This is a genomic window from Pseudomonas sp. GW821-FHT02B10 (genome assembly GCF_059421865.1).
Map to the genome: position 1 here is coordinate 57709 of NZ_JBWKVU010000010.1, position 16658 is coordinate 74366.

Here is a 16658-nt window from a genome sequence, read left to right on the forward strand (position 1 = left end):
ATGAACGCGATACTGGAAAACAAACCCGCGGCGGCGCCAGCCAGAACGCGCCGGCGCCTGCCCACCGAGCTGAGCATCTTCCTGGTGCTGATCGGCATCGGCCTGGTGTTCGAGCTGTTCGGCTGGATTGTGCGCGACCAGAGCTTCCTGATGAATTCCCAGCGCCTGGTGCTGATGATCCTGCAGGTGTCGATCATCGGCCTGCTGGCCATCGGCGTGACCCAGGTGATCATCACCACCGGCATCGACCTGTCGTCCGGCTCGGTGCTGGCGCTGTCGGCGATGATCGCCGCCAGCCTGGCGCAGACCTCGGACTTCACCCGCGCGGTGTTCCCGTCGCTGACCGACCTGCCGGTATGGATCCCGGTGGTGGCCGGGCTGGGGGTAGGGCTGCTGGCGGGGGCGATCAACGGTAGCATCATTGCGATTACCGGCATCCCGCCCTTTATCGCCACCCTCGGCATGATGGTCTCGGCGCGCGGCCTGGCGCGTTACTACACCGAAGGCCAGCCGATCAGCATGCTCTCGGATTCCTACACGGCCATCGGCCACGGCGCGATGCCGGTGATCATCTTCCTGGTGGTGGCGGTGATCTTCCATATCGCCCTGCGCTACACCAAGTACGGCAAGTACACCTATGCCATCGGCGGCAACATGCAGGCGGCGCGGACCTCGGGGATCAACGTCAAGCGCCACCTGGTGATCGTCTACAGCATCGCCGGGCTGCTGGCGGGGCTGGCCGGGGTGGTGGCCTCGGCGCGGGCGGCGACCGGGCAGGCGGGCATGGGTATGTCCTATGAACTGGACGCCATCGCCGCGGCGGTGATCGGCGGCACCAGCCTGGCCGGCGGCGTGGGGCGCATCACCGGCACCGTGATCGGCGCGCTGATCCTCGGGGTGATGGCCAGCGGTTTCACCTTCGTCGGCGTCGATGCCTACATCCAGGACATCATCAAGGGCCTGATCATCGTGGTGGCGGTGGTCATCGACCAGTACCGCAACAAGCGCAAGCTCAAGCGCTGATCTCTCTGCTTTTCTGTAGGAGCGAGCTTGCTCGCGATGGCGGTCAACGATAACGCGTAGGGTCTGATGGAAACGCGGTGCATTGACGCCCATCGCGAGCAAGCTCGCTCCTACAGGGAAGCGTGCAGAATCCCGGCAGCGGCAGGTCTTTTTCGGGCCTGCCGCTGCCGTTTGTCTTCTAAAAGACCCCGACCGATGGAATTTCTTGTTATAAACGCACTCCGATAACCGCCGCCAAAGCCAGCCCTGGCGGGCTTTCAGGGCTTATCAGACAAATCTGATGTCATTTCAGTTGCTGACGCCTCGAACCGGCCTTAGACTGCCGCCCCTCGTAAATTGAGTGCCGGGTGGCGCTTGGAATGTATGGCGCCTTTCCGATGCCCCGAAAGGGGGCACGGAAAACAGCTTTAATTCGCCTTAATGCACGTATTTTTTATAGAGAAATCAATGACAAAGGAAAAGTTGCTGGCCATGCCGGCGGATGACTACATGAACGCCGAGCAGCTGGCTTTTTTCACTGAGCTGTTGCAGGCCATGAAGGTCGAAACCCACGAGCGCATCGAACAGAACCGAATCGCCATTGAGAGCCTGGACACCCCGGCCGACCCTGCCGACGCGGCTTCCGTAGAGGAAGAGCGGACCTGGCTGGTCAACGCTATCGACCGCGACCAGCGCATGCTGCCGCAGCTGGAGCAGGCCCTGGGCCGTATCGGCGACGACAGCTTCGGCTGGTGCGACGACAGCGGCGAGCCGATCGGCCTGAAACGCCTGCTGATCAGCCCGACCACCAAGTACTGCATCGAAGCTCAGGAACGTCACGAGCAGATCGACAAGCACCAGCGTCAGGCCTGATCGCCAAGACTTCTTCCCCTCGCGGGCAAGCCCCATCCCAAGGTCGTCGAGACGCCTGGGATCGGAGGCTTGCCCGCGAGTCGTTTGTGGGCGTCTTTAAAGCCCGCGCATTTCTATTGATCTGCTGCAAAGCTGCGACTAATGGACCATGGATAATGGCTTTTTAGTGGCGTTCAATGCAGGCCAAATAATTAGAAAAGCGTGGGGTAATCCAGATGACGCAAGACGGATCTTCGCCGGCTGCCATGGCGCAACCGCTGCCGACAGGCCAAAACACCCGGCGCTGGCAGGTTCCAGCCCTGCAAAGCAGCGCCTTGCTGCTAGTGCTGTATGCCCTGTCCCAGGGGCTGCTTGCTTTCTACCTCGCCGTGTCGCTGATGCTGCTGATCGTCTGGCTGCCGCTCTTGCGCAGGTCCAAGGCCGCAGCGCCGGCGGACAGCGTCGATAACCGCGAGATCGCCGCGCTGACGCGCGACCTGTCCTGCAGCACCAGCCATAACGCACTGTCGGCCGCCGGCGTGGCCTATTCGGTCCGGCAACTGGCCGGGCGGGTGCAGTCGCAGCTGGACTCGGCGGCGCGCATCGTCAGCAGTGCCGAGGCGATGATCCACACCGAGCAATTGGCCGCGCAGCTCAGCCAGCAGGCCCTGAGCGCCGCCAGCGAAGCCCATCGCAGCAGCGCCGAAGGCAGCACAGTGCTGGGTGAATCCATCACCCGCATGCACCGCCTCAGCCAAAGCGCCAACGACAGCCGGCAACTGATCGAAGCCCTGAGCCAGCGCAGTGAAGACATCCAGCGGGTGGCGCTGGTGATCCAGTCGATCGCCAGCCAGACCAACCTGCTGGCGCTGAATGCCGCCATCGAGGCGGCGCGGGCCGGTGAGCATGGCCGCGGGTTCGCCGTGGTGGCCGATGAAGTGCGCGGCCTGGCCGGGCGCACGGCCACCGCCACCGACGAGGTCGGGGTGATGGTCGGCGATATCCAGCAGCGCACGGCCCAGGTGGTGGAGCAGATCCGCCAGCTGTCCAGCGACCTGAACACCGGGGTCGAGCAGGTCGAGTCCACCGGCCAGCACCTGCAGAACATCGCCCGGCTGGCGGCCGGGGTGGAAAGCCAGGTCGGCGAGATCGCCCGCGGCGCCGAGACCAACCGCCAGCAACTGGACAGCCTGTTCCATGCCGTGGAGCAGGTGCGTGGCGACCTGGCGGTGAGCGACCAGCAGACCCGCCGCCTGGCCGAGGCGGCGGCGCAGATGGAAGGGCAGGCGGAGATCATCAGCGAACGCCTGGCCGAGGTCGGCCTGGATGACTACCACCAGCGCATCTACGACCTGGCCCAGGAAGGCGCCCGGCGCATCGCCGAGCAGTTCGAGGCGGATCTTGCGGCCAACCGTATCAGCCTCGACGACCTGTTCGACCGCAGCTACCAGCCGATCGCCAATACCCAGCCGGTGAAATACCAGACCCGCTTCGACCGTTACGCCGATCAGGTGCTGCCGGCGATCCAGGAACCGTTGCTGGCGCGTCACGAAGGCCTGGTGTTCGCCATCGCCTGCACGCCCCAGGGCTACGTGCCGACCCACAACCAGGCGTTTTCCCGGCCGCTGACCGGCGACCCGCAGGTGGATACCCTGCACAACCGCACCAAGCGCAAGTTCGAGGACCGCACCGGCCTGCGTTGTGGCAGCCACCAGCAGCCGCTGTTGCTGCAAACCTACACCCGCGATACCGGCGAGTTGATGCACGATTTGTCGGTGCCGATCAGGGTCAAGGGCCGGCATTGGGGCGGCCTGCGCCTGGGCTACAAACCGGAGCAGACCGCCGCGGCCGCGCGTGGCTGAGCCTGGACAGGGGCCGGCCATTGTTACCGGCCCTGCAACGAAGCTGTGCAGGAGATGGCTTTTTCCCAGCATGGGAACTCATTAGTATGAGCGACATTGTTAGCTAGCTAACTAGTTACCAGGAGAAGTCCTCATGCAAAGCAAAGTCGATGTCGCAGTGATGATTGGTAGCGGTGTACCGGCCACCTTTCGCGCGGTCGGGCTGAATGTGTGCTGGGTCGTGCTGGTCAATGGCGAGCGCCGCGGCGCGCCGTTCGCCAGCCGCGACGAAGCCCTGGAGTGCCAGGCGTCCTGGCTGGCCCAGCTGGCGCGGGACAGGGTCGGGCACCCGCTGTTCAGTCGTTCGGCCTGACGGCGCAGGCACCCGCGCCTTCAGACCTCGCTGCCGATCACCGCGCTTTCGGCCTGGAACAGCGCCACCTGGGCCATCGACAAGGCGCTGCTGGCGGCCTGCGCCTGGGCCCGGGCGGCGGACAATGCCTGCATGTGCGCGTCGGTTGTGCGATGCCGGGCGGCGCTTTGCACCATCGCCAGGCGCTCGTTGGCCTTGCGCAGCCGTTGCTGCAGTTGTTCGATCTGTTTGCGCAGCAGCTTGATGCGTTTCTTTTTCGCTTCGAGCACGCCGTCGGGCGCGGCATTGGTCGCTCGGGTGATCGCGGTGCGCAGGTCAAACGGATCGCTCGCCGGGCTTTCGCTGGCCGCCGCGCCGGGCAGGGCGAACTCGGCCAGGGAAGGCAGGCGGGCCGGTGGGTTGAGGTCGATCATCATGGCGCTCTTTATCGGAAGGCTCGCCAATATGTCGGTCGGGCGCGGCAATCCTTTATTGCCGTTCAGAGGTTCAGGGCGCCCTGTTCGACAGCCTGCTTGAGGGCGCGGGCGGCGTCCTTGGCGGCGGCTTCGGCCAGTTCCGCGGTCTTGAACCAGCGGTCCTTTTCCACCTGGTGGCAGCGCACGGTGCGCAGCGGTGGCTTGGCGCGCATCACGATCACGGCCTGGAACTCGCCCTCGACATCCCGGGCCTCGCCATGGATGAAAAACTCGCCTATATCGAATTCCGTCACGTCCGACTTTCCCCTGGAAATTATGCTGGTGAAGCCTGGCCGGTGGCCGGCTTCAAGGTCGCGGCAGTATGGCAGTTGTTGCCGGTCGATGGCTGAGTTAAGTCACGCAAGTGGCTGACCGGCAGGGTGAAAGAGGTTTTTTCAGCGATTTGCTAACGCATGGGTTGCTCTGAATACATAAAGTTGCTCTAGAATTGCCCCGGCAGTCAGAGATTGATGTTTACCTGCAGCACTCCCGTCCCATTAAGGGTGACGAAAGGATCGTGAGGTTTTCCGATCGACAGTGAGTGCGCAGCTTTCTCGGCGGGCTGGAACCACTTCTTCTGCGCTTGATGCGGGCCAAACGGTCCGGTAGTCCTTCCGGTTTTTCTGGGGAGGGGCGCTCCGGTGTTTGCGCCTACGCGTTGGCGGGTGGTGCTTTTTCGGATTGTTTTCATGTGGAGTCACGGCGCCGGTTCGGCCGCCTTTTTCTGCTGTCCGTCGTTTACGCGGGCAGAGTCATTTTCAGTTTCGGGGATCTTTCCTTGGCAGTAAGTAATCTTGATATGCACGCGTTGTTCGTCCTGGGCGACTTGCGCGCAAAGTTGGTCAAACAGTTCCAGTCGCGTTTCGTCTACATCACCGAACAGACGCCGGAAGGCATTTACGTCGCTGAAATCGACACCGAGACGGCGCTGGTCGTGGACGACAAGCCGCGCCTGGAACTCAAGGTCGGCGACCATTTCCGCGCCGCGGTCCTGCCCAGCCGTGAGGGCGGCAAGTTCGAAATCCGGTTTCGCGAGATCAAGCTGGCCGTCTACGGCCTGGGCGAGTACGCCTTTGTCAGCACCGCCGACGGCCACGCCATCCTGTTCAAGGAAGGCCACAGCGTGGTGACGGTATTCGCCGCCAACCAGCAGTTGCAGGAAGGCCTGACCAAGACCCTGAAAGCCGTGACCGGCAAGGCCGCCAAATGGCGCAAGGGTGAACTGGTGAGCTTCAAGGCCAGCGAGTGAGCCGCGCCGAATTCCACCAGCAGCATCTTGCGCGCGCCCGCGCCGAGGCCCAGCGCCTGTTCGAACGCAAGGCCGTGCTGCAAGGTGCCTGGCTGGCCTGGGTGGCCTCGCAGCTGTATGTCCTGAAACCGGCGGCATACGCCAGCATGGTGCGCCGCGAGTTGCAGCGCCTGCAGGAGCAGGGCGAAAACTGAAGCCCCCTCGAAAGCAGGAACCTCTACTACAGTCAGATGACTCAATTAGTCAGAGGCTTGCGGTCCCAAACCGCGAGACCATCCTGCAACGCTGTGAACAGCCAAAGAGGCACAGGCATGAAAGGACTGCGGACACTGCTGGGCGGCGCGCTGCTTGGCTTGGGTATTTTGCTGGCGCCCGCCGGCGCCTCGGCGGCACCGTCGGTACAGCCGGCACAGGCGCCGATCCACTTCGCCGACCTGAACTGGGAAAGCGGCAGCCTGATCACCGATATCCTGCGCACCATCGTCGAGAAGGGTTACGGCCTGCCGACCGACACCTTGCCGGGCACCACCATCACCCTGGAAACCGCGCTGGCCAATAACGATATCCAGGTCATCGGCGAAGAGTGGGCCGGACGCAGCCCGGTGTGGGTCAAGGCCGAGGCCGAGGGCAAGGTGGCGGCTCTGGGCGACACGGTGAAGGGCGCGACCGAAGGCTGGTGGGTGCCGGAATACGTGGTCAAGGGCGACCCGGCCAAGGGCATCAAGCCGCTGGCGCCGGGCCTGCGCAGCGTCACGGACCTCAAACGCTACAAGGACGTATTCAAGGACCCGGAAAGCCCGGGCAAGGGGCGCTTTCTCAACAGCCCCATCGGCTGGACCTCGGAAGTGGTGAACAAGCAGAAGCTCAAGGCCTATGGCCTGACCGACAGCTATGTGAATTTCCGCAGCGGTTCCGGCGCGGCGCTGGACGCCGAGATCACTTCATCGATCCGTCGCGGCCAGCCGGTCCTGTTCTACTACTGGTCGCCGACCCCGTTGCTCGGCCGCTTCAAGCTGATCCAGCTGGAGGAGCCGCCGTTCGATGCCGAGGCCTGGAAAACCCTGACCGACGCCGAGCACCCCAATCCACGCCCCACGCGCTCGCTGGCCTCGAAGCTGTCGATTGGCGTGTCCACACCGTTCCAGCAGCAGTACCCGCAGATCGCCGAGTTCTTCGGCAAGGTCGATTTGCCGATCGAAGCGCTGAACAAGGCCCTGGCCGAGATGAGCGAGAAGCACACGCCGCCCCGGGAGGCGGCGCGGGCATTCCTCAAGGCGCATCCGGACGTGTGGCGGGCGTGGTTGCCCGGGGATGTGGCGGACAAGGTCAGCGCCAGCCTGGATTGAGGGGCTGGGGAGATCGCTATCGCGAGCCAGCTCGCTTCTACAGGGTTACGCGAACTGTAGGAGCAAGCTGGCTCGCGATGCCTTTAGAAGCGGCTTTGCACCGCCAGCTCGAAGGTCCGCGGCGTACCCAGGTAGTAAGCCGGCGACACATGGGCGAACTCGGCGTAGACCTCGTTGGTCAGGTTGCGCACCCGCCCGGTGATCGAGGTGTGGCTGTCGAGCTGGTAGGTCAGGAAGGTGCCGTACAGGGTGTAGGAGGGCACAGTCATGGTATTGGCCGTGTCGGCGTACACCGAGGCCACATAACGCGCATCGACCCCGGTCTGCCACTGCGGCGCCAGGTCATAGGTCAGCCACAGGTTGCCGACCCGGTCCGGCACGTTGGTCGGGGTATTGCCCTTGCGGGACACCACCACGCCCGCGGCGTTCTTCTCGGTGAACTCATCGTACTGCGCATCGACCCAGGCGAAGTTGCCCTCGAGCAGCAGCTTCGGGGTGACCCGCAGCGAGCTGGCCACCTCGATGCCCCTGGAGGTCTGCTGGCCCACCGGGATGCTCAGGGTCGGGTCCAGCGGGTCGGTCACCGCGAAGTCCTTGCGCTCGATGCGGTAGGCCGCCAGGGTCGCCGAGCCGCGGCCGTCCAGGTAATCGAACTTGCTGCCCACTTCCCATTGCTTGCCCGTGGAGACATCGAAGTCCTGGGTGGCGCTGTTGGGCTGTTCGGCGGCAGTGCTGTATTGCACGTAGACGTTGGCACTGGGCAGGAACTGGTAAGTCAGGCCGACCCGGCCGGTGAACGGCTCCCATCTGCGCTTGAGGTGCCGCGGGTTGCTCGCCGTCACCTGGCGATGGTTGGTCACGTCCAGGTCGATGTGGTCGTAGCGCAGGCCGCTGAGCAGGGTCAGCCGGTCGGTCAGGGCCAGGCGATTCTCGACGAACAGCGCCTGGGTGGTGACCTCGTTGGTCTTGTCGGCGACAAAGCCCTGGCGGGTGCCCGGCAGGTCGTAGAAATGCCCCGGCTGGTAGTTGTTCGGGTCGACGCTGTTGGCCGCCTTGACGTTCAGCGGCGAGTTGGTGGTGCGGTTGACCTTGTACTCGAAGCCGCCGGACCAGGTTGTGTCGAGGCCGAAGATCGAGCTGTCGTGGCGCAGCTCGAACTGGTTGCCGTTCTGCTCGCCCTGGTGCCGCACCTGATAGGCCGTGGAGCGGTTCACCGCGCTGTTGTCAGCGTTGTACTGGTAGGTTTCCAGGTTGCGGTAATCGCGCTGGCTGTCCAGGTGATAGAGGGTGTTGCGCAGGCTGGTGCTGTCGTTGATCCGGTAGTCGACGATCGAGCGCACCCAGATCGTGCGCTGCTCGTAGCGGCCGTCCTCGACGTTGTAGTTGTTGAAGCGGTTGTGCTTGTCGATCTTCAACTCGCCGGCCTTGGGGTTGAGCACCGGGGTGCCCCAGTACGGGCTGTCCTCGTGTTCGTCCTGGTATTCCACGGCCAGGGTGTGGGACAGGTTCGGCGTCAGGTCGCTGAGCAGGGAAAACGCCAGGCTCCAGGCATCGCGTTCCTGGCGGTCGATGTAGCCGTTGCTGGTGTTATGGCTGACGTCGAGGCGGGCGTAGTGCTGCACCTCGTCGCCGGCCTCGCTTAGGGCGTGGTTGAGGCCGAAGGCGGTTTGCGTGGTGTCGTAGCTGCCGTAGCTGACCCGGCCCTCGATGGCCCGCTCCTGGCGGTCGGCCAGCTTGGTCACGTAGTTCAGCGAACCACCCACGGAGCCTGCACCGTTGACCAGCGAGGAGGGGCCGCCGAGCAGTTCGACCCGGTCATAGATCCAGGCGTCCACCGGTCGCGCCAGACCGCTGGACACGTTGATGCCGTTGAACATCTGGGTGATCTGGCTATTGCTGAAACCACGGTAGGAGACAAAACCGCCGAATCCCGGCGGGGCGCTGGCATTGACCCCGGGCAGGGTGTTGGCGGCGTCCTGGAAGTTCTGCGCGCCGCGCCGCTCGATATCGTTGCGGTTGGCCACGGCCACCGAGGCCGGAGTTTCGCGGACGCTCAGGCCCAGGCGCGAGGCCATGCCGCTGGACTGGTCGAGGGCCAGGCCGGGTTCGGCGGGTTGCTCGCCGTCGATGGTGATCGGCGCCAGGTCGACGCTGGATTGCGCCCAGGCGCTGACGGACAGGCAGCCACACAGGCTGGCCAGCAGGGGAATGTGTTTCATCGGTAGATCCTGAATGCTTGGCTAGGAAGCAGCCCACGAACAAACACCGTGGGTTAAGGCACGGGGCGGGCTGATGACAAGGGCGAAAGACTCAGGCGAAGGCGGGCGGCGCGCGCGGGTGGGCCGCGGGCCAGGTGAAGCGGGTGGGGACGTCGGCGGTGGCGCGCGGCGCCAGCGGCGGGCTGTGGTGCTGCGGCAGGATCGCCAGGGTCAGGCTGGAGTTGAACGCCGGGCCCATGCCGCCGGTGGAACACAGCGGGCAACCGAAGGCCTTGGACAGGGTCGGCAGCGATTCGTCGACCGGGTTGGAGGAGGCCGGCGCCTGGGTGCGCGGATCCACCGTACAGAACTGGCCGCCGATACCGTTGAGCTGCTGGCCGACCATTTGCCCGTGGCCGATGCTGCAGGCGAACACGTTGAACAGGACGCAGCAATAGAGCATCCAGGCAACGAGCGAGCGATCGGTTCGGGTTAATTTCATGGGGCGGCACTTTACCATCGCAGGCGACGAACGTACTTACAAAAACGTGCGGGTGGGTCCATTCTTCAGCGACATTTTTTTGCCATGGACGTTTGCATATGAATGTTTTGATCGCGCAAGGGATGGCGGGAGCCTTCCTGCTGATCAGCCTGATCCACCTGTACTGGGCCGCCGGCGGCAAGCGTGGCAGCGACGCGGTGATCCCCCAGGTGCCGGGCAGGAGGCCGGGCGAGCTGGAGCCGGCGTTCAAGCCCTCGGGGTTCGCCACCTTGCTGGTGGCGGTGGGCTTGCTGCTGATCGCGATGCTGGTGTGCCTGCGGGTGGGCCTGTACCTGCCGACGGTGAGCCACCCGGCGCTGCAATGGGTGATCAGCGCGATGGCCTTGCTGATGTTCGCCCGGGCCATCGGCGACTCGAACCTGGTGGGATTCTTCAAGGAGGCCAGCGGGTCCAGGTTCGCCCGGCTGGACACGCTGTTCTATTCGCCGCTGTGCGTGGTGCTGGGGGCGGGGTTGTTGGTGGTGGCCTGGAACTGAGTGTCTGAACTAGCTGCCGCTTTCGTTGCGTCGGCTGCTGACCTCCGCCGGTACATCGTGGCCGGCCATGCGCTTGCGGAACAGCGCGGCCCGCGCCAGCAGCAGGGTGGTCACCGGCACGGTGATCGACAGCAGGATCGGGATCAGCCAGGCGTGCAGCACCGGCCCCGATTTCATCCCCGAGAAATACAGGATCGACGCCAGGGCCACGCACCAGGCGCCCAGGGTCGAGGCCAGGGCCGGCGGGTGCATGCGCTGGAAGTAATCCTTCATGCGCAGCATGCCCAGGGCGCCGATCAGCGCGAAGCTACTGCTGAGCACCAGCAGGATCGCCACCGGTATCTCGATCCACCACGACAGTTCACTGACGGCATTCATTCGATCACCTCGCCACGCAGGAGGAATTTGGCCAGGGCGAAGGAGCCGACGAAACCGAACAGGGCAATCAGCAGCGCCGCCTCGAAGTAGGTGTCGCTGGCGTAGCGGATGCCCAGCACCAGCATCATCAGCATCGCCAGGATGTACAGGTAGTCCAGGGCCAGGACCCGGTCCTGGGCCGAGGGGCCCTTGAACAGCCGGACCAGGGTCAGGACCATGGCCACGGAGAACAGGAACAGGCTGAACAGGATTGCGTTCGTGAGCAGGGCACTCATTCGAAGATCTCCATCAACGGACGCTCGTAGGTCGTCTTGAAGTGCTGGATGAAAGCCGCTTCGTCGTCCAGGTCGAACACATGCAGCAGCAGGATGCTGCGGTCCAGGGACAGCTCGGACCACACCGTGCCCGGCACCACCGTGGTGATGGTCGAGAGCGCGGCCAGGCCGTTGGCGTCGCGCAGCTCCAGGGGGATCTTGACGAAGCGCGAGCGCGGCGGGCGGCGCCCGGCGTTGAGCACGCCCCAGGCCACGGCCAGGTTCGACAGCAGCACATCGCGGCCGACCACCAGGAGCAGGCGCAGGATGGTCGCGGGGCGGCGGATGCGGATCGGCAGCGGGCGCAGCGGCCGCATCATCAAGGGCGCGCAGAACCCCAGCAGCGCGCCGAGCAGCAGGTTGCCGGGGCTGACGGACAGGTTCAGCACCAGCCACAGCAGCCACAGCGCCAGCGACAACCAGGGGGCGGGGAACAGGCGCTTCATGGCTGTACCTCCTGCAACGCCGCCTGGGCCTCGGGGCTGGGGACCGCCCGGGTGCCGAGCACGGCCATCACATACTGCTGCGGATCGTTGAGGCTGTCGGCGGCGGCCTGGGTAAAGCGCAGCAGCGGCTCGGCCTTGACGGTCAGCAGCATGCACAGCCCGAGCAGGGCGATGATCGGCACGCACTCGAAGCGCCGCAGCAGCGGCGAGGGCCGTTCTTCCGGGGCCCAGAAGCGCCGGATGCCCAGGCGCGAAAAGGCGATCAGCGACGCCAGGCCGGAAAGGATCAGCAAGGCCAGCAGGCCCCAGGCGGCGCCGGACAGCGGCGCATCCGTGGCCTGGCCCAGCCCCAGCGGGTTGAGCAGGGCGCCGATCAGGCTCAGCTTGCCGATGAAACCCGACAGCGGCGGCATGCCGATGATCAGCAGCGCGCAGGCGATGAAACTCAGGCCGAGGAAGGCCATGGTCCAGGGAATCACTTGGCCGACCACGGCTTTGCGCTCGTCGTCGAGGTTGGTGCCCGGTGGCGGTTGCAGCGACTCCTGGGGCCGGGGCAGGGTTTCGACTTCATCCTCCAGGGGGATCTCGTTGGCCGAGCGCGAACGCTCGATCAGCTCGGCCAGCAAAAACAGCGCGCTCAGGGCCAGGGTCGAGCTGACCAGGTAGAACAGCGCGCCGGCAATCAGCCTGGGCTGGGCGAAACCGATCGCCGCCAGGAGGATCCCCGCCGAGACCAGGATGCTCAGGCTGGCCATGCGTTCCAGGCGTTGCGCGGCGAGGATCGCCAGGGCCGCGCCGACGATGGTCGCCATGCCGCCGTAGATCAGCCAGTCGCCGCCGAAGTAGGCCGAGGCCCCGGCCTGGCCGGAGAACAGCAGGGTCCACAGGCGCAGCAGGGTGTAGACGCCGACCTTGGTCATGATCGCGAACATCGCCGCCACCGGCGCGCTGGCCGAGGAATAGGCCGGCACCAGCCAGAAGTTCAGCGGCCACATGCCGGCCTTGGCCAGGAACGCGGTGGCCAGGATCGCCGCGCCGGCGTGCAGCAGGCCACGGTCGGCTTCCGGCACCAGCGGGATCTTCAGCGCCAGGTCGGCCATGTTCAGGGTGCCGGTGACGCCGTAGATCAGTGCCGCGCCGATCAGGAACAGCGACGAGGCCAGCAGGTTGATCGCCACGTAGTGCAGGCCGGCGGACACCCGCGCCCGCCCCGAGCCGTGCAGCATCAGGCCGTAGGAGGCGGCCAGCAGCACTTCGAAGAACACGAACAGGTTGAACAGGTCGGCGGTCAGGAAGGCACCGTACAGGCCCATCAGCTGGATCTGGAACAACGCGTGGAAACTGGCCCCGGCGCGGTCCCAGCGAGCCATGGCGAACAGCAGGGCGCTGACGCCGATGATCCCGGTGAGCACCAGCATCAGCGCCGACAGGCGATCGACCACCAGCACGATGCCGAACGGCACCTGCCAGTTGCCCGGCAGGTACACACCGACGGAACCGGGCACGCCGGTCTGCTGGGTCCAGCCCAGCAACAGCACGGAGATGCCCAGGCCGAGCATGCTGGAGAACAGGTTGATCCTGGCTTTGAGCGGGCGATGTTTCTCGCCGAGCATCAGCATCACCGCGGCGGTCAGCAGCGGCAGCAGGATGGGCGCGACGATCAGGTGCGGCATCAGGTTCATTCCTTGGGCTCCCGGCCATCCACATGGTCGGTGCCGGTCAGGCCCCTGGACGCCAGCAGGACCACCAGGAACAGCGCGGTCATGGCGAAGCTGATGACGATCGCCGTGAGTACCAGCGCCTGGGGCAGCGGGTCGGTGTAGTGCAGCAGGTCCTGGGGCACGCCGTCCTTGATGATCGGCTCCTTGCCGATGAACAGGCTGCCCATGCTGAAGATGAACAGGTTGACCCCGTAGGACAGCAGGCACAGGCCCATCACCACCTGGAAGGTCCGTGGCCGCAGCACCAGCCAGACGCCGGAGGCCGCCAGCACACCAATGGCGATTGCAATGACTTCTTCCATCAGGCGGCTCCTGGCTTGGCTTGGGGTTTGACTTGGGCACGCACCGACTGGTGCGCCAGCGCGGTGAGGATCAGCAGGGTCGAGCCGACCACCACGGCATACACGCCGATGTCGAAGAACAGCGCGCTGGCGATATGGATATCGCCCAGCAGCGGCAGGTCCAGGTGCAGGGTATGGGTGGTCAGGAACGGGTAGCCGAACGCCAGGGCGCCGAGCCCGGTCAGGGTGGCGAACAGCAGGCCGGTGCCCATCCAGCGCAGCGGCCGCAGGCTCATCTGGGCCTCGACCCACTGGGTGCCGGCGACCATGTATTGCAGGATGAACGCCACCGACATCACCAGGCCGGCGACGAAACCGCCGCCCGGCAGGTTGTGGCCGCGCATGAACAGGTAGAACGACACTACCAGGGCGATCGGCAGCAGCAGGCGCACCAGCACCGCCGGCACCATCATGAAGCCCAGGGCGGTGTCGCTGGCGTGGCGCGGGTTGACCAGGTCGGTGACCACGTCGGGCGCCAGCAGGCGCTGCTGGGCCGGCAGCTGCATGCTTTCCTTGGGCGGGCGGAAGCGTCGCAGCAGGGCGAACACGGTCAGGGCCACGGCCACCAGCACGGTGATCTCGCCCAGGGTGTCGAAGCCGCGGAAGTCCACCAGCATCACATTCACCACATTGCTGCCGCCGCCTTCCGGCAGGGCGCGGCTGAGGTAGAACGAGGAAATGTCGTTGGGGGTCTGGCGGGTCAGCATGGCGTAGGACAGCACGGCCATGCCCAGGCCGACGGCGATCGACAGCAGCAGGTCGCGCAGGCGGCGGGCACGGGCCTTGGGCAGGCTGCTGGGCAGCGGCGAGACATCCTCGATCCGCCGGGGCAGCCAGCGCAGGCCGAGCAGGATCAGCACCGTGGTCACCACTTCCACCACCAGCTGGGTCAGGGCCAGGTCCGGCGCGGAGAACCAGACGAAGGTCACGCAGGTCATCAGCCCGCAGACGCTGACCATGGTCAGGGCCGCCAGACGGTGGTACTTGGCTTGCCAGGCGGCGCCCAGGGCGCAGGCGATGGCCAGCAGCCAGAGGGTGACGAAGACGATGGAGCCCGGGATTTTCGGCCGGTCGCCCCAGCTCAGGCTGCTGTAGAGCATCGGGATCAGGCCGGCCAGCACCGCCACCAGCACCAGCAGGAACAGCTGGGTCTGCAGGCGCTGGGTGCTGATGTAGCGCTCCAGGCGCCGGGCCAGGCGCATCATGCTCACCAGGCTGCGCTCGAACAGGCGCTTGCCGTTGAAGCGGCCGATCAGCGGCGGATAGGCAAAATCACCGCGCACCAGCGGGGCACGCAACAGCAGGTAGAGCACGATGCCGCAGGACATGGCGATCAGGCTCATGATCATCGGCGCATTCAGGCCGTGCCAGATCGCCAGGCTGTACTCCGGCAGGGTGCCGCCGACCACCGGCTGGGCGGCCGCGGCCAGCAGCGGGCCGACCATCTGCGCCGGGAAGATCCCCACCAGCAGGCAGGTGAACACCAGCAGTTCCACCGGCGCGCGCATCCAGCGTGGCGGCTCGTGGGGCGTGTGCGGCAGGTCTTCGGCCGGCTTGCCGAAGAACACATCCACGGTGAAGCGCAGGGAGTAGGCGACGCTGAAGGTCCCGGCGATGGTGGCGATCACCGGCAGGGCGGCCTCGACCCAGGCGGTGGAATTGATGAACACCGTCTCGGCGAAGAACATCTCTTTCGACAGGAAGCCGTTGAGCAGCGGCACGCCGGCCATGGAGGCGCTGGCGACCATGGCCAGGGTCGCGGTGAACGGCATCAGCTTGATCAGGCCGTTGAGCTTGCGGATGTCGCGGGTGCCGCTTTCGTGGTCGATGATGCCGGCGGCCATGAACAGCGAGGCCTTGAAGGTGGCGTGGTTGAGGATGTGGAACACCGCGGCCACCGCGGCCAGCGGGCTGTTCAGGCCCAGCAGCAGGGTGATCAGGCCCAGGTGGCTGATGGTCGAGTAGGCCAGCAGGCCCTTGAGGTCGTTCTGGAACATCGCGCAGTAGGCGCCCAGCACCAGGGTCGCGGCCCCGGCGCCGCCGACGATCCAGAACCATTCTTCGCTGCCGGACAGCGACGGCCAGAGGCGGGCGAGGAGGAACACCCCGGCCTTGACCATGGTCGCCGAGTGCAGGTAGGCCGAGACCGGTGTCGGCGCGGCCATGGCGTGGGGCAGCCAGAAGTGGAAGGGGAATTGCGCGCTTTTGCTGAGGGCGCCGATCAGGATCAGCGGCAGGAAAATGGGGTAGAGGGCATGGGCTCGGATGAGATCTCCGGCAGCCAGGACCTGGTCCAGGTCGTAGCTGCCGACCACATGGCCGAGCAGCATGACCCCCGCCAGCAGGCACAAGCCCCCCGCGCCGGTGACCATCAGCGCCATGTAGGCCCCGCGCCGGGCATCGGAGCGGTGGTGCCAGTAGCCGATCAGCAGGAAGGAGAACAGGCTGGTCAGTTCCCAGAAGAACACGATCTGGATCAGGTTGCCGGAAATCACCAGGCCGAGCATGGCGCCCATGAAGGCCAGGAAAAACGCGAAGAAGCGCGGCACCGGGTCTTCCGGCGACATGTAGTAACGCGCGTACAGCGACACCAGGGTACCGATGGCCAGCACCAGCATAGAGAACAGCCAGGCGAAGCCGTCCATGCGCAGGACGAAGTTCAGGCCGAGGCTGGGCAGCCAGTTGAACTCTTCACGGATCACGCCGCCATGGGCGATCTGCGGGTACATCGAGGCCACCGCCACGCTACCGGCCAAGGCGACCAGGCCTGCCAGCAGGGACTCGGTGTTACGTGCGTTGTGCGGCAGCAAGGCCGCCAGACAGCTGCCGATAAAAGGCAGAAGCAGTAGAACTATCAGGGACATAGGCTTCTAATCTGCGGGAAATTGTGATGCATCATACGTGCCGACTCTGTGATCACCAACCTTGAAGCTGTGGCAGGATCCTACAAAACCCCTTCGGCCAGCCGTCAAGGCAGGGGATAAGAACCGGCTTGGCCGAAAGCCCTGGCAGTTTGCCCGGGGTGAATGACAACAAAGCGCTGCGCGCGGTGTTATGGTCGCGCCCCTCGGCAACGGACCCGCTTGAAAGGAAGCAGACTGGCC

The 16658-nt window shown here is 65.4% G+C and carries 18 protein-coding genes; 8 read left to right on the top strand and 10 right to left on the bottom strand.

Annotated elements, in window-relative coordinates; all coding sequences use genetic code 11:
• From AC07VU_RS20700 to AC07VU_RS20715, 4 genes are all read left to right on the top strand, one after another.
• On the top strand, positions 1 to 1023 hold the full coding sequence (locus AC07VU_RS20700; RefSeq protein ID WP_007923642.1) for an ABC transporter permease: 1023 nt from the start codon (positions 1 to 3) through the stop codon (positions 1021 to 1023).
• Positions 1024 to 1470: 447 nt separating this feature from the next.
• On the top strand, positions 1471 to 1875 hold the full coding sequence (locus AC07VU_RS20705; RefSeq protein ID WP_007923643.1) for a TraR/DksA family transcriptional regulator: 405 nt from the start codon (positions 1471 to 1473) through the stop codon (positions 1873 to 1875).
• 215 nt (positions 1876 to 2090) lie between these two features.
• A complete protein-coding gene (locus AC07VU_RS20710) occupies positions 2091 to 3716 on the top strand; it encodes a methyl-accepting chemotaxis protein (protein WP_495030372.1) in 1626 nt (541 codons plus the stop codon).
• 133 nt (positions 3717 to 3849) lie between these two features.
• Entirely contained in the window at positions 3850 to 4068 is a 219-nt protein-coding gene (locus AC07VU_RS20715; RefSeq protein ID WP_053260737.1) for a hypothetical protein, read from the top strand.
• A 20-nt stretch (positions 4069 to 4088) separates the two neighbouring features.
• Here AC07VU_RS20715 and AC07VU_RS20720 read toward each other — a convergent pair whose 3' ends face one another.
• Together AC07VU_RS20720 and AC07VU_RS20725 are read right to left on the bottom strand one after the other, a co-directional pair.
• Entirely contained in the window at positions 4089 to 4481 is a 393-nt protein-coding gene (locus AC07VU_RS20720; RefSeq protein WP_175534807.1) for a hypothetical protein, read from the bottom strand.
• A 65-nt stretch (positions 4482 to 4546) separates the two neighbouring features.
• The gene (locus AC07VU_RS20725) at positions 4547 to 4777 is read right to left on the bottom strand and encodes a hypothetical protein (protein WP_495030373.1); all 231 of its coding nucleotides are present in this window, start codon (positions 4775 to 4777) and stop codon (positions 4547 to 4549) included.
• A gap of 545 nt (positions 4778 to 5322) precedes the next feature.
• Between AC07VU_RS20725 and AC07VU_RS20730 the strand changes: the two genes are divergently transcribed.
• The 3 genes from AC07VU_RS20730 (at position 5323) to AC07VU_RS20740 (ending at position 7118) form a co-directional block, all read left to right on the top strand.
• On the top strand, positions 5323 to 5772 hold the full coding sequence (locus AC07VU_RS20730) for a hypothetical protein (RefSeq protein ID WP_007923648.1): 450 nt from the start codon (positions 5323 to 5325) through the stop codon (positions 5770 to 5772).
• Positions 5769 to 5966 carry a hypothetical protein gene (locus AC07VU_RS20735; RefSeq protein ID WP_274306486.1) on the top strand — a complete coding sequence of 66 codons (198 nt, stop codon included), beginning with the start codon at positions 5769 to 5771 and terminating at the stop codon, positions 5964 to 5966. The genes AC07VU_RS20730 and AC07VU_RS20735 overlap by 4 nt, the downstream gene beginning before the upstream one ends.
• 117 nt (positions 5967 to 6083) lie before the next feature.
• Positions 6084 to 7118: an ABC transporter substrate-binding protein gene (locus tag AC07VU_RS20740; protein ID WP_007923651.1), complete on the top strand. Its 1035-nt coding sequence runs from the start codon at positions 6084 to 6086 to the stop codon at positions 7116 to 7118.
• Between the two features lie 83 nt (positions 7119 to 7201).
• Here AC07VU_RS20740 and AC07VU_RS20745 read toward each other — a convergent pair whose 3' ends face one another.
• Both AC07VU_RS20745 and AC07VU_RS20750 read right to left on the bottom strand, forming a co-directional pair.
• The gene (locus AC07VU_RS20745; protein WP_495030374.1) at positions 7202 to 9337 is read right to left on the bottom strand and encodes a TonB-dependent receptor; all 2136 of its coding nucleotides are present in this window, start codon (positions 9335 to 9337) and stop codon (positions 7202 to 7204) included.
• A 91-nt stretch (positions 9338 to 9428) separates the two neighbouring features.
• Positions 9429 to 9818 (bottom strand): DUF2946 domain-containing protein, encoded by a 390-nt coding sequence (locus AC07VU_RS20750; protein ID WP_053260741.1) that lies wholly within the window; start codon positions 9816 to 9818, stop codon positions 9429 to 9431.
• A 98-nt stretch (positions 9819 to 9916) separates the two neighbouring features.
• On the opposite strand from AC07VU_RS20750, the gene AC07VU_RS20755 reads away from it, so the two are divergent.
• A complete protein-coding gene (locus tag AC07VU_RS20755; RefSeq protein ID WP_150050482.1) occupies positions 9917 to 10354 on the top strand; it encodes a DUF3995 domain-containing protein in 438 nt (145 codons plus the stop codon).
• A 9-nt stretch (positions 10355 to 10363) separates the two neighbouring features.
• Here the strand turns inward: AC07VU_RS20755 and AC07VU_RS20760 are convergent, their stop codons facing one another.
• Genes AC07VU_RS20760 through AC07VU_RS20785 form a run of 6 tightly spaced genes read right to left on the bottom strand, consistent with a single transcriptional unit; the run spans position 10364 to position 16418 of the window.
• Positions 10364 to 10732: a Na+/H+ antiporter subunit G gene (locus AC07VU_RS20760; protein ID WP_495030375.1), complete on the bottom strand. Its 369-nt coding sequence runs from the start codon at positions 10730 to 10732 to the stop codon at positions 10364 to 10366.
• Positions 10729 to 11007 (bottom strand): K+/H+ antiporter subunit F, encoded by a 279-nt coding sequence (locus AC07VU_RS20765; protein WP_007932799.1) that lies wholly within the window; start codon positions 11005 to 11007, stop codon positions 10729 to 10731. The genes AC07VU_RS20760 and AC07VU_RS20765 overlap by 4 nt, the downstream gene beginning before the upstream one ends.
• A complete protein-coding gene (locus AC07VU_RS20770; protein WP_053260744.1) occupies positions 11004 to 11492 on the bottom strand; it encodes a Na+/H+ antiporter subunit E in 489 nt (162 codons plus the stop codon). The genes AC07VU_RS20765 and AC07VU_RS20770 overlap by 4 nt, the downstream gene beginning before the upstream one ends.
• Positions 11489 to 13174, bottom strand: a complete 1686-nt coding sequence (locus AC07VU_RS20775; protein WP_277588517.1) for a monovalent cation/H+ antiporter subunit D — start codon at positions 13172 to 13174, stop codon at positions 11489 to 11491. The genes AC07VU_RS20770 and AC07VU_RS20775 overlap by 4 nt, the downstream gene beginning before the upstream one ends.
• Positions 13171 to 13515 (bottom strand): Na+/H+ antiporter subunit C, encoded by a 345-nt coding sequence (locus AC07VU_RS20780; RefSeq protein ID WP_003202835.1) that lies wholly within the window; start codon positions 13513 to 13515, stop codon positions 13171 to 13173. The genes AC07VU_RS20775 and AC07VU_RS20780 overlap by 4 nt, the downstream gene beginning before the upstream one ends.
• Positions 13515 to 16418, bottom strand: a complete 2904-nt coding sequence (locus AC07VU_RS20785; protein WP_495030376.1) for a monovalent cation/H+ antiporter subunit A — start codon at positions 16416 to 16418, stop codon at positions 13515 to 13517. The genes AC07VU_RS20780 and AC07VU_RS20785 overlap by 1 nt, the downstream gene beginning before the upstream one ends.
• Positions 16419 to 16658 lie beyond the last annotated feature (240 nt).

Excerpts from the sequence above, each read along its gene's own strand:
- AC07VU_RS20770 (WP_053260744.1), bottom strand. The coding sequence starts at position 11,492 with ATGAAGCGCCTGTTCCCCGCCCCCTGGTTGTCGCTGGCGCTGTGGCTG.
- AC07VU_RS20720 (WP_175534807.1), bottom strand. The coding sequence starts at position 4,481 with ATGATCGACCTCAACCCACCGGCCCGCCTGCCTTCCCTGGCCGAGTTC.
- AC07VU_RS20780 (WP_003202835.1), bottom strand. The coding sequence starts at position 13,515 with ATGGAAGAAGTCATTGCAATCGCCATTGGTGTGCTGGCGGCCTCCGGC.
- AC07VU_RS20715 (WP_053260737.1), top strand. The coding sequence starts at position 3,850 with ATGCAAAGCAAAGTCGATGTCGCAGTGATGATTGGTAGCGGTGTACCG.
- AC07VU_RS20755 (WP_150050482.1), top strand. The coding sequence starts at position 9,917 with ATGAATGTTTTGATCGCGCAAGGGATGGCGGGAGCCTTCCTGCTGATC.
- AC07VU_RS20700 (WP_007923642.1), top strand. The coding sequence starts at position 1 with ATGAACGCGATACTGGAAAACAAACCCGCGGCGGCGCCAGCCAGAACG.
- AC07VU_RS20710 (WP_495030372.1), top strand. The coding sequence starts at position 2,091 with ATGACGCAAGACGGATCTTCGCCGGCTGCCATGGCGCAACCGCTGCCG.
- AC07VU_RS20760 (WP_495030375.1), bottom strand. The coding sequence starts at position 10,732 with ATGAATGCCGTCAGTGAACTGTCGTGGTGGATCGAGATACCGGTGGCG.
- AC07VU_RS20765 (WP_007932799.1), bottom strand. The coding sequence starts at position 11,007 with ATGAGTGCCCTGCTCACGAACGCAATCCTGTTCAGCCTGTTCCTGTTC.
- AC07VU_RS20730 (WP_007923648.1), top strand. The coding sequence starts at position 5,323 with ATGCACGCGTTGTTCGTCCTGGGCGACTTGCGCGCAAAGTTGGTCAAA.
- AC07VU_RS20750 (WP_053260741.1), bottom strand. The coding sequence starts at position 9,818 with ATGAAATTAACCCGAACCGATCGCTCGCTCGTTGCCTGGATGCTCTAT.
- AC07VU_RS20740 (WP_007923651.1), top strand. The coding sequence starts at position 6,084 with ATGAAAGGACTGCGGACACTGCTGGGCGGCGCGCTGCTTGGCTTGGGT.
- AC07VU_RS20785 (WP_495030376.1), bottom strand. The coding sequence starts at position 16,418 with ATGTCCCTGATAGTTCTACTGCTTCTGCCTTTTATCGGCAGCTGTCTG.
- AC07VU_RS20775 (WP_277588517.1), bottom strand. The coding sequence starts at position 13,174 with ATGAACCTGATGCCGCACCTGATCGTCGCGCCCATCCTGCTGCCGCTG.
- AC07VU_RS20705 (WP_007923643.1), top strand. The coding sequence starts at position 1,471 with ATGACAAAGGAAAAGTTGCTGGCCATGCCGGCGGATGACTACATGAAC.
- AC07VU_RS20745 (WP_495030374.1), bottom strand. The coding sequence starts at position 9,337 with ATGAAACACATTCCCCTGCTGGCCAGCCTGTGTGGCTGCCTGTCCGTC.